At 64.2% G+C, this 11,093-nt stretch carries 10 protein-coding genes; 2 read left to right on the top strand and 8 right to left on the bottom strand.

Translation table 11 applies throughout. From position 1 onward, the window contains the following. Window positions 1-117 precede the first annotated feature (117 nt). Complete coding sequence (locus AB7F49_RS26405) at window positions 118-750, top strand: hypothetical protein (protein WP_428527947.1); 633 nt, start codon at window positions 118-120, stop codon at window positions 748-750. Between the two features lie 25 nt (window positions 751-775). On the opposite strand, the gene AB7F49_RS26400 is transcribed toward AB7F49_RS26405, so the two are convergent. The 8 genes from AB7F49_RS26400 to AB7F49_RS26365 all read right to left on the bottom strand — a co-directional run bounded on the left by AB7F49_RS26400 (window position 776) and on the right by AB7F49_RS26365 (window position 9,635). After that, entirely contained in the window at window positions 776-1,252 is a 477-nt protein-coding gene (locus AB7F49_RS26400; protein WP_428527945.1) for a PaaI family thioesterase, read from the bottom strand. A gap of 18 nt (window positions 1,253-1,270) precedes the next feature. After that, a complete protein-coding gene (locus AB7F49_RS26395; RefSeq protein ID WP_428527943.1) occupies window positions 1,271-3,949 on the bottom strand; it encodes a DUF2339 domain-containing protein in 2,679 nt (892 codons plus the stop codon). Window positions 3,950-4,043: 94 nt separating this feature from the next. After that, on the bottom strand, window positions 4,044-5,036 hold the full coding sequence (locus AB7F49_RS26390) for an NUDIX hydrolase (RefSeq protein WP_428527941.1): 993 nt from the start codon (window positions 5,034-5,036) through the stop codon (window positions 4,044-4,046). Beyond that, a complete protein-coding gene (locus tag AB7F49_RS26385) occupies window positions 5,002-5,508 on the bottom strand; it encodes a tyrosine phosphatase family protein (protein WP_428527939.1) in 507 nt (168 codons plus the stop codon). The genes AB7F49_RS26390 and AB7F49_RS26385 overlap by 35 nt, the downstream gene beginning before the upstream one ends. Window positions 5,509-5,785: 277 nt before the next feature. Next, entirely contained in the window at window positions 5,786-7,438 is a 1,653-nt protein-coding gene (locus AB7F49_RS26380; protein ID WP_428527937.1) for a caspase family protein, read from the bottom strand. Window positions 7,439-7,543: 105 nt separating this feature from the next. Continuing rightward, window positions 7,544-8,104, bottom strand: a complete 561-nt coding sequence (locus AB7F49_RS26375) for a YfbR-like 5'-deoxynucleotidase (protein ID WP_428527949.1) — start codon at window positions 8,102-8,104, stop codon at window positions 7,544-7,546. A 50-nt stretch (window positions 8,105-8,154) separates the two neighbouring features. Continuing rightward, window positions 8,155-8,760: a DNA-3-methyladenine glycosylase I gene (locus tag AB7F49_RS26370; protein ID WP_428527936.1), complete on the bottom strand. Its 606-nt coding sequence runs from the start codon at window positions 8,758-8,760 to the stop codon at window positions 8,155-8,157. Further along, window positions 8,757-9,635: a YgfZ/GcvT domain-containing protein gene (locus AB7F49_RS26365; RefSeq protein WP_428527934.1), complete on the bottom strand. Its 879-nt coding sequence runs from the start codon at window positions 9,633-9,635 to the stop codon at window positions 8,757-8,759. Before AB7F49_RS26365 ends, AB7F49_RS26370 begins: the two co-directional genes overlap by 4 nt. Before the next feature lie 118 nt (window positions 9,636-9,753). Here AB7F49_RS26365 and AB7F49_RS26360 point away from each other — a divergent pair, with 118 nt between their 5' ends. Then, window positions 9,754-11,088 carry a dihydroorotase gene (locus AB7F49_RS26360; RefSeq protein ID WP_428527932.1) on the top strand — a complete coding sequence of 445 codons (1,335 nt, stop codon included), beginning with the start codon at window positions 9,754-9,756 and terminating at the stop codon, window positions 11,086-11,088. Window positions 11,089-11,093 lie beyond the last annotated feature (5 nt).

Genomic DNA, 11,093 nt, shown 5'->3' with positions numbered 1-11,093 from the left:
GCATCGTGGTCAATATCGGGTAAATCATTCAGGATTTGGCTACGAAGTTCGGGCACATTTACCGGTCATTATGGTAAGAAGCGGGTTAAGACCTGCGTCTGAAACAGGGGGTCCCGCATGTTGCGTTACGGTGCTTTGCTCGCTGCGGCGGCCTTTGCGGCCGTCCCGGCGCAAGCCCAGCAGATGAACGCGCGCGAGGCGCGCGCCTTCGTCGTCGGCAAGCTGTTCTCCTATCAATGCTTCGAGGGAACCCGCGGCGCCGGCCGGATCATGGAAAATGGCGCGGTCGCCGGGACCATCCAGTTTCGCGGAAATGGCGCCACCCGGTATGCCGTCCTGCCTGCAAATACCCTGCATGTGATCGGCGACCGGGTCTGCGCCACGGTGAGGGGCGTGCCGTTCCGGCCCTGCTTCAACCTGATCAAGACCTCGGCCAGCACCTTCCGCGGATCGGTATCCGGGCTGGGATTTGCCTATTGCGATTTTGTGCGTCGTGACCGTCCCGTTGTCGCATCGGTGGAGCAGCCGGGTTCGCGCCCAGCGAAGCCTTCGGCGCCGATGGACCTGAAGGCGAACACGACCGCGTCGGCGGCATTTCCGAAGCCGATCGAAAAGGATGATCTTCCCGCCGTCGAAGAGAAGCCGGCCGAGGAAGTCGCGGCAGAAGCGAAGGCGGACGAAGCCAAGCCGGACGACGCTGCCGCCGGCGCGGCTGACGAGAAGCCTGCGCTGCGCTCGACGAAGGATTGACGGCTCCGCTCTGCTTGCAGCGGCTTCATGCCCTTGCCGCAAAGATCATGCAGGTGGTCGTGGCATGCGCGTAAAGCTTGCCGCCTGAATCCCTGATGTCGCCTTCCGACGTTGCGACCGTGCGGCCGCGATGGATCACTCGGCCTTCCGCGCGCACGGGCCCGGTGTCTTGCGTCAATGGCCGGACCAGGTTCACCTTGATCTCGAGCGTGGTGTAGGTCTCGCCCTTCGCCAGCGTCGAATGGATCGCGCAGGCGAGCGCGGAATCCAGCAGCGTCATCGCGAAGCCGCCATGGACCGAACCGATCGGGTTGTAATGACGCCATTGCGGTTCGCCTGCGAACACGACGCGGCCCGGATCGACCTCGGCCAGCGTGAAGCCCAGCGTTTCGGTGATCGGCGGGGCCGGGAATTGCCCGCTCAGGAGCGCGCGCAGGAACGTGAGCCCATCATGCTGCAGCAGCGTTTCGGGCGGCACGACGCCGTAGGTGATGTCGCTCATCGGATCATCCTGGGTTGCTCAGGCGGTCGCCCGAGCGGCCGCATCGTCGCCGCGCGGCCGTGGCGCGAATAGCAGGCGCTGATACAGAAAGCCGATCCCCATCAGCGTCAGTCCGAGGCAGATCAGCGACAGCGCGCGGAACACACCCTGTACGCCGGCAAGATCGTACAGGAACACCTTGGCGACGGTGAGGATCACGACCGCGGCCGACGCAAAGCGCGCCGACTGCGATTTCAGTGCGATGCCTGCGAGCAGCAGCGCCACACCGAACGCGAGCCATACCGCGGAATAGGTATATTGCTCGGCGTCGCTGGCGGCAAAGCCGGCGATGACCGGACCGTGGAAAATCGTGCGCACTTCGAGCGTGAGATAGACGAGCGCCAGCGCAATCGCGGTGACCGCCGCCGTCCGATAAACCAGTGCCGGCCGGGTCTTGCGGATCTGGCGCGCCAGGATCGCCATCAGCAACGCCGGAATGCCGTAACCGAGCAGCAGCGCATTGAGGAAGATGCCGCCGACCGGCTCGCCGGTAAAGACCGGATTGACCAGGATGCCGATGCTGACCAGCGCGCCGAGGAAGCCGAACGACCCGAGGATGCGCGCCGCGACGTCGTGCACGATGCTGGCGGTGCGCGCGCGCACATGTTCGAGCCCGAGAGTCATCGCGAGCAGGGTCGAGACCTGCAGACCGATTTCCGACAGGCTCGCCGTCGGCCGGTAGATGTCGCCGCCATTCATGAGGTGACGGATCTGCAGCATGACGGCAAGGACCGTGAATGTGATCGCCGCTGATTCCACGCTGCGTGAGGCGAGATCGTCGCCGCGCCTGCGCAATATCATTCCGCCGGTCCAGAATGACAGCGCCGGCACGCCATAACCCCAGAGCAGCCAGTTCAGGATGGGCGTGGAGCCGACTTCGTCGCCGACGATACGCGGATCCCACAGGATGCGCGCGATCACGAGCCCGACCAGCACCATGCAAAGCTGGCGCAGCATCGGCAGCGGACGCTTGTCCGATACCCACGCGATCCCCGGAACCATCAGCGCCAGCGCAACGGTCAGCCAACCGCGTTCCAGTGTGAAGGTGAGGGCCAGTGCCAGTGCGGCGACCGCGCCCACGGCGAAGATCGCGGTAGCGGCGGCGCCGCCGGGCGCAAGCTTGCGACGGTCGAGCCTTTCGGTCGCGAAGCCGAATAGCGCGGCGAGCACAACTGCCAGCGCGGCGAACGGGATCGAGCGCTCGAACTGCGCCACGCCGTAGTTGAGCGCGACCAATACCAGGAGGGGAACCAGCACTGCCATGCCGGCCCAGATCATCGACGCATAGGGATGTCGCGATCGCCCCTGCGCGAGGTGGCCGGCCGCTCCGAACATCAGCGCGATGCCGGCACCGAACATCAGATGCGCACGCAGGCCTTCCAGTCTGGCGACTGGCGGAACCGCAGAATACGGACCGCCGGGCGAGGAGATCAGCACGAAATAATCCGAGACCGACCAATGTCCGACGATCAGAATGCCTGCCAGGGCTGCGGCGCCGAGCGCGGGTGTCGCAGCTTCGCTGCGCCATGCGGCGCCGACCGTTGCAGCGCACAGCAGGAACAGCGTCAACAGCGCTGGATTTGCATGACGGTTGGCGATCACTACCAGCACGGCACCGAACAGATAAGCGGCCAGCACGCCGCTCGAGAGAAAGTCAAGCCGTCCACGCCCGGCGTCGGGTCCGAACAGCAGGCCGCTGACGATCAGCGCCAGGGCCAGTGCAAAGCCGGCCAGCAGGAACATCGTCTGCGGATAGAGTTCGCCGCCCGCCCCGAGCGGCAGGATCAGCCAGACCAGCGAGAACACCGCCGCGGTGATCGCCAGCCAGCGCCAGAGCCGCATGCGGGCCAGCACGAAAGCGGCCGCCGTCACCACGGTGAGGTAGAGATAAAGAGCCCAGTAATTGGGTTGCGTCGATCCGATCAGGGCGGGGGTGACGAAGGCGCCGACAAGGCCGAGCCCGGCCAGCGCTGGCCCATGGAGCAGGGCGGCCGCGAGCGTGGCGAGCGCCACCGCACCCAGCAGCAGGAAGGCCAGGCCGGGGGACAGGAAGTTGTAGAGGGCGAAGGCCGCATAGATCACGGCATAGCCGACTGTCGTTCCGGCCGCGGTCAGCACACTCGGAATATGGGCGGTGTTGAAGCGGACAAGGCCTGACAGGATCTCGCGCCGCCGTGCATATTCGCCGAGCCCGACCAGCGCGAGCGCGAGCAGGGCGCCCAGAAGGATGCGCATGCCGGGCCCGATCAGGCCCGCCTCAATCGTGTAGCGCACAAGAAAAATGCCACCGAGCGCGAGCGCGATTCCGCCGATCCAGACCACCCATTGGGTGCCGAAGCGGCGTTCGAAATCGCCATATTCGCGGCGCGTTGCGGGAGCGGGCTGCGTCGTGGCGGCGGTTTCGAGGACCGGCTCCGCCGCCATTCTGTCGGTTTCCGGCGCGACCGCGGAGACCGGCGCGGGAGGGGGCGCTGCTGCTTGCGGCGGCGCGGCATCCATCGTTCGGATCGGAGGCGCCGCAGGGGTTGCAGGTAATGCGGCGTTTGGAATCAGCGCGCTCAGCCGGCCGACAGCCGCTTCCAGCGCTAGGAGCCTGCTGCGCATTCGCACGACGATGACCAGCAATGCCACCAGCGCCATGAAGCCGATGAATTCCATGAGAATCGCCCACCGCGTTGCCGGCGGAACTCTATCCTCGGAGCGTCAACCGGGAAACGCTCGAGTGGAGGCACGCTGCATCAGCAGACTGCCGTCAGCGCCGCACACCGAGCCTCAGGCCCGGCGCATGCCGCTCCTGCATGACCTCGCGGCGAAAACGGAACAGGGCGGCCGGCCGTCCGCCGGTCGCTGTCGCCATTTCGCCGGTCGGCTCGACCAGTTCGGTGCTCTCCACAAGTCTGCGGAAATTCTGCTTGTGCAGGTGCCGTCCGGAAATCGCCTCCACGGTGCGCTGCAATTCCGTGAGGGTGAATTCGGACGGCATCAGCTCGAACACGACCGGCCGGTATTTGAGCTTGCCGCGCAGCCGGGCGATTGCGGTCGCGAGAATGCGGCGATGATCGAGCCGCATCGATTCGCCGAGCCTCGTCTTGCCGAGTTTTGCGTCCAGCGATTTGACCCTGCCGTCGCGCTGCGCCTCCTCGATCAGGCCCGCGCTGTAGAGCAATTCGTAGCGCTCCAGCACCTTTTCCTCGTCCCAGCTCGTGCCCCCGTCGCCGAAGCACAGGCGCAGCCGCTCGGCGCGCCCGGCCGCACCGCGCGCCCATTTGGTCAGCGGCGGCAGGATCGCGTCGTCGATGATGGCGGGGCGCCCGTTGCGCCAGTCCTCCCACGGGAAAAAGCGGTACCATGGCCTGAAACCAGCGCCGGCTTCGCGCAGGCCCGCGACATTTTCCGGAACGCGGGTAAGCGCGAGATAGCCGATCGACACCACATGCGGAGATGTGTCGTCGGCCCGCGCATGGCGTCCGCGGTCGCCGAATGTATAGAGCTGTTCGACATAGACGATATCGAGTGCGGTTTGCGCCGCCACCCATTCGCGAAGCCCGATCTCGAACGTACGGTGCGACAGCGGATCGAATGGACCTGATGGCAAACCATCGGGCATGTGCGTCTGGCCGGTCTCGCCGGCGACCAGAACCTGCGGCTCGTCGTCCGTCACCGCGACGATCGCGGTAGTCAGTCCGATTTCGATCGGCGTCAGCACGTGCTTACTCGAGGTCGAGCCGGAACGGATGCCCTTCATACGCGGCGATGCCCGGGCCGATCGCGCGGATGGCGCTGGTCATCCGGCCGCCCCTGCCCAGAATGTCATCCGCAAGCGAGACCAGACGGATGTTCGGCTGCGCGCTCGGCGAGACCGAGCGGATGGCGCGCGCGATGCTTGCCTCGTCACGTTTCGGATTGAGCGCGCAGGCGGTGATGAAGGCGCCCGCAGTCGAGCGGCTGATACCGGCATAGCAATGCACGACAATCGGCGTGCCGCGGTCCCATGAGGTGACGAAATCGATCAGCTTTTCGACATGCACCTCGCTCGGATGTACATAGCCGTTCATGATGGTGACGATGTCGTCCATGTCGAGCAGCAGGTGATTGGCTTCCTCGATCGAGGGCGGGCGCCGCACCATGGCAACGTCCTTGATCAGCGTCACGACGTGCCTGGCGCCGGTCTCGGCGACGGTCGGATGCAGGCGGGCGAGCGAGCAGACGTGGATCATGTAATTATTCCGGCGAGCAAAACCGCTATTTGCTGCGTAATCCCGATTCTCCCAAGCTAAAATGCCAGCTTGGCGAAAGATCGGCCAAGAGATCGTTGAAAACCCGGCCGAGTGAGTGCAGCAAAGAAATTGTTCTCGGCCAGAAGATCGTTCAAACCAAACAGAAATACGAATTCATTGTGATATTTCAGATATTTAAGGGATGGTTATTTTTGCGGGATCAAGGAGCTTCTGGCGAAAAGCCTGAAGTCGGCGCGTCCGCGAAGCTGGTTGGCAGCTATTTTTGCACGAAGAAAAAGTCGTCGCTCGGCAGCGATCCGTAGACGAAAGGCTCCTGCCGCCGCCCGGTTTGGTTCAGCACGTCGTCGCGCACCAGCCGGAACAGCTTGTTGATCTCGACATTCGGCGTTCCGAGATGTCTCAACAATGAGATCACGAACGGGCTATTGTCGCCATCTCCGTCAAGCGCAACCTGACCGTGTTTGGCGGCAAATGCGACCAGTGTGCCTCCCTCCGGCTCCACCCGTGCGAGCCCGCGGCCGATCGAGCGTGTCGCGTTTGATTTCTGCATCTGTGCCACGAAAGGATTGTCGCGGCAGGCGTCAAGAATAACGAGGCGCAACTTCTTCGCGCCTTCGATCGCCGACAGCACCCGGTCGAGCGGGGCGGCCTCGTCCTGCGCGTCGCGGTCGCGTTTCAACTTCGCATCAACAGGCAGAAGAAAGTTGACGCCGTTGATCTCCATGCCGTGGCCGGCAAAGTAGACAATCGCCCAGTCCGCCCGATCGGCTTCCTCCTGAAAGGCACGCAGGGCGCTGATCAGAGCTTCACGCGTGACGTTCGTCTCTGTCTTGACGGAGGTGAAGCCAATCTGTCGGAGCGCGGCCGCAATCGATTCAGCATCGCGCGCCGGGTTTGGCAACGAGGCGGAATGGGCATAGGCCGAATTGCCGATCACGAGTGCGACCCGGCGTTCGACGCGTGCTTGCGCGTTCACCGGTCGCGTCGGCGCCGCGACATGAGCGTGTTGCGGCAGCGGCGCGACCGCCTGCGGAGGTGATGGCGTCGTCGCAGGCGGCGGGGACGGCGGTGTGATCTGTGGCAATGCGGTTTGCGGCGCGGGCGGCGGCGCCTCGGGTTGTCGTGGCTGGAACTGCGCAACGGGCGCCGGCGCCATGCCCTTCGCACGCATATGGACGATCTTGTAGCCCTCGGCCTTGAGTCGGCTCAGGAGCTGCGGCATCGCTTCCGACGTGGCGGTCTGATAGTCGTGCAGCAATACGATGCCTTTGCCGAATTTCCTGAGCTTCGCCATCGTTGTTTCGACGACTTCGCTGGCTCTCTTCGCGCGGAAGTCGAAAGAGTCGAGGTCGGTCGAAAAAATCCCGATGTTGCGTTGCCCAAGATATGAGACGAGTTCTGGCGGATGTTTCAGCGCGACGAACCGGAAGAACGGAGCGGGCTTACTGCCGAGCGCCTGCCCAATGGCCTGAATGCCTTTTTCGATTTCTCCCTTGCCCTGGGCAATCGACACGCCCTTCTTTGAAAGATCGGCGTGCGAATAGGTGTGCGACCCGATGGTGTGACCGCCGCGCGCCACCTGGCGAACGATCTCCGGATAATATTCGGCGTGCTTGCCGATCATGAAGAACGTTGCGCGCGTGCAATGCTCCTCAAGAGCTTGCAACACCTTGATCGTGGTTGGCCAAGGCCCGTCGTCGAATGTCAAGACGACTTCCTTGCTGCGCAGGAAGTCGTGAAACTTGAAATGCTCGACGCCGAAACCGGGACCACCAGTGGTGTCGATCTCTACGGTTCGCGCTACACCAATCGCATTCGGATTGTTGCAGGTCTGGGCGCTGACGATATCTGAAGAGGCGAACGTTGCGGATAGCACGCCGAGAACTACCCAAAGAAGAGCCGCTCGCATGACCGATCCCCGAATTACTCGCATTGTCTTGGTCGCAACGTCGAGATGACAGGTTCAAGCGACGGTAGTATGCGCCGGAAATCGTGGCGCCGCCATACCTGATCATCACCCCGCGAGCTTCGCAAACCGTTCCAGATAGCGCGCTTCCGCGGTCTCTGCAGGCCAAGGCGCAAGATAATCGCGTTCCAGCGCTGGCGAGAGCTCCGGCGGCGTGCCGAAAAACCTGCGGGCCTCGTCCTCTTTGAAGCCGGCGAGCCGCGTCGCTTCGAGATAAGCAGCAGCACGATCGGCGCTCTTGATGGTTTTCTCCTGCGTCGCGGGAAGCTGCGGCGGCAGGCCGAAGCGCAGATGGATGGCGGCCAGCAGCCGCGCCTCCACCGCCTTGTAGGAATCCCCGATCACCGCCTTGAACGGCGTGATCATGTCGCCCACCACATATTCGGGCGCGTCGTGCAGCAGGATTGCGAGCCGGAGCCTGTCGTCGAGCGGGCCCTGCCGGCGCGCGATGGTGTCGACCAGCAGCGTATGCTGGGCGACCGAGAAGATATGCGCGCCGATGGTCTGGCCGTTCCAGCGCGGCACCCTCGCCAGGCCGTGCGCGATGTCCTCGATCTCGATATCGAGCGGGGAGGGGTCCAGCAGATCGAGCCTGCGCCCGGACAGCATGCGCTGCCAGGCGCGGGCTTTGGCTGATGCGCGCGCGGCGTTCACGTGAATTACGCCTTCCGCCCGAGCTTCGCGCATTCCTCGTGGCGGTGGCAGGTCACGAGATGATCGTTGACCATCCCGACCGCCTGCATGAAGGCATAGACGATGGTCGGTCCCACGAACTTGAAGCCGCGTGAGGCCAGGTCCTTGGAAATCGCGCGCGACAATGGTGTTTCCGCCGGTACGCCTTTCAGCGTCTTGAATGCATTGACCTTCGGCCGTCCGCTCAGATGATCCCAGAGCAGATTCGAAAAACCGCCGCCCTTTTCCATGATGTCGAGCCAGGACTGCGCCGAGCGAACCGTGCCCTCGATCTTCAGCCGGTTGCGCACGATGCCGGCATCCTGCATCAGTCTCTCGATCTTGCGCGGGGTGTAGCGGGCGATCTTTTCCGGATCAAAATCGTCGAAGGCTTTGCGGAAATTGTCGCGCTTGCGCAGGATGGTGATCCACGAGAGGCCAGCCTGGAAACCGTCGAGAATCAGCTTCTCGAACAGCGCGCGGTCGTCATATTCCGGAACGCCCCATTCGGTGTCGTGATAGCTGACATAGAGCGGGTCGTCCTTCGGCCACGGGCAGCGCGTGAGCCCGTCCGCATGCGTGATCGCTTTCATCCGGTCGCTACATCCTTGAAGAAATCCGTGATCGCGCCTTCGCGCAGTTTCATCGGAATGCCGCCTGCAAGCAGCGGTTTGCCCGACGCCAGCGCATCGGCGACGCGGTCGATCCGGAGCATCGCAAGTCCAATGTTGCCGGCGGACGAGCCCATGGTGCCGACGGTCTTGTCACCTGCCATTACCGCGCTGCCGTCCTCGGCGGCGTGTTCGTCGAATTCCACCGGCACGATGCGGTTGCGCGCGGTGCCGCGATGCTCGACCCGCGACACCACTTCCTGCCCGATGAAGCAGCCCTTCTTGAAATCGACGCCGCCGAGCTTGTCGAGATCGGCATCGTGCGGGAACACGTCGCCATAAGCGAAGTCGGCGCCGCCGCGCGGTACGCCGAGCGCAATCCGGTGTGCCTCGTATTCGGACACGTCCACAAGGGTGGCACCGAGGTCGGCGGCCGCCTCGCTTGCGACATCGGCCGGGACCAGCACGCGCTGGCCGAGCACCGGCAGCCTTGGGTCGCGATAGTCGAGGCCGTATTCGGTGGACCCGATCCCGTCCCACGCCGCGAGCACCGACAGCGCTTCGATCGGTTCGATCGTCACCTTCGCGCGCAACTTGTAGAAAGTGAGCTTCTGTGCGAGGTCGGGCAGGAGCGCCTTGGGCGCTTCGATGAAGAAGCCGCCGCCGTCCTCGGTCGGCGCTTCCACCACGAAGAAATCCGCGATGATCTTGCCTTGCGGCGTCAAGAGCGCCGCATAGCGGGCATGCCCGGGCGTGAGGGTCTCGATATTGGCGGTGACCAGATTATGCAGGAAATGGCGTGCGGGTTCGCCGGTGACCCGCAGGACGCCGCGATCGGTGAGCAGGGCCGCTTTCATTGTTTTTTCAATCGATTCCCGGTGCGCAATCGGTCGTTTCCGTCTTGCCAGAATTTGTGGTGAAACGTAAGGCGCTGCTTGCTTTCCCGGAATATAGGCACCTGACCGGACCCTGACGATGACCCAGACCTACGACACGATTTTCCGCGGCGGCAGCGTGGTCAACCAGGACGGGGAAGCGTCGCGCGATATCGGCGTGCGGGCCGGGAGGATCGCCGCCATCGGCGACCTGTCGCAAGCCTCTGCCGGCGAGACCGTGGATTGCAGGGGGCTGCACATTCTGCCCGGCGTGATCGACACCCAGGTGCATTTCCGCGAGCCCGGCGGCACCCACAAGGAAGACCTGGAATCCGGGTCCCGCAGCGCGGTGATGGGCGGCGTCACCGCGGTGTTCGAAATGCCGAACACCGATCCGCTGACGATCACGCCGGAAGCGCTCGCCGACAAGGTCAGGCGCGGACACCATCGCATGCATTGCGACCATGCCTTCTTCATCGGCGGCACATACGACAATTACAGGCATCTGCCCGAATGGGAGCGGCTGCCCGGCTGCTGCGGCGTCAAGGTGTTCATGGGTTCCTCCACCGGCTCTCTCCTGGTCGACAACGAGGAGGGGCTGCGCAACATCCTTAAAGTTATCCGCCGCCGTGCGTCGTTCCACGCCGAAGACGAAGCAAGGCTGAACGAGCGCAAGCAGCTCCGCGTCGAAGGCGATGCGGCGTCGCATCCAGTCTGGCGCGATCCTGAAGCGGCGATGATCGCGACGCAGCGGCTGGTGCGGGTTGCCCGCGAGACCGGCGCACGGGTGCATGTGCTGCACATCTCGACCGCGCAGGAGATGGACTTTCTCAAGGATCACAAGGATGTCGCTTCGGTCGAAGTGACGCCGCACCATCTCACGCTGGAAGCACCGGACTGCTATGGCCGCCTTGGCACCCGCGCGCAGATGAATCCACCGGTGCGCGACGGCGCGCACAAGGCCGGCATCTGGCGCGGCCTGGAGCAGGGGATCGTGGACGTGCTCGGCTCCGATCACGCGCCGCATACGCTCGAAGAGAAGTCGAAATCCTATCCGGCAACGCCGTCCGGCATGACCGGCGTGCAGACGCTGGTGCCGCTGATGCTGGATCACGTCAATGCCGGGCGGCTGTCGCTCGCCCGCTTCGTCGATCTGTCAAGCGCCGGGCCGGCGCGGCTGTTCGGGATCGCGCGCAAGGGACGGATCGCCGTTGGCTACGACGCCGATCTGACGCTCGTCGATCTGAAGCGCCGCGAGACCATCACCAACGAATGGATTGCGTCGAAGGCGGGTTGGACGCCGTATCACGGCGTCAGCGTTACCGGCTGGCCGGTCGGCACCATCGTCCGGGGCAAGCGCGTGATGTGGGACGGCGAACTCGTCACGCCGTCGCAGGGCGAGCGCGTGCGTTTCCTCGAGACGCTGTCGGCGTAGCAGCG

This window comes from Pseudorhodoplanes sp. (genome assembly GCF_050250235.1).
GTDB lineage: Bacteria > Pseudomonadota > Alphaproteobacteria > Rhizobiales > Xanthobacteraceae > Pseudorhodoplanes.
The sequence above is the reverse complement of the archived record's forward strand: the minus strand, read 5'-3'. Positions and strand labels throughout refer to the sequence as shown.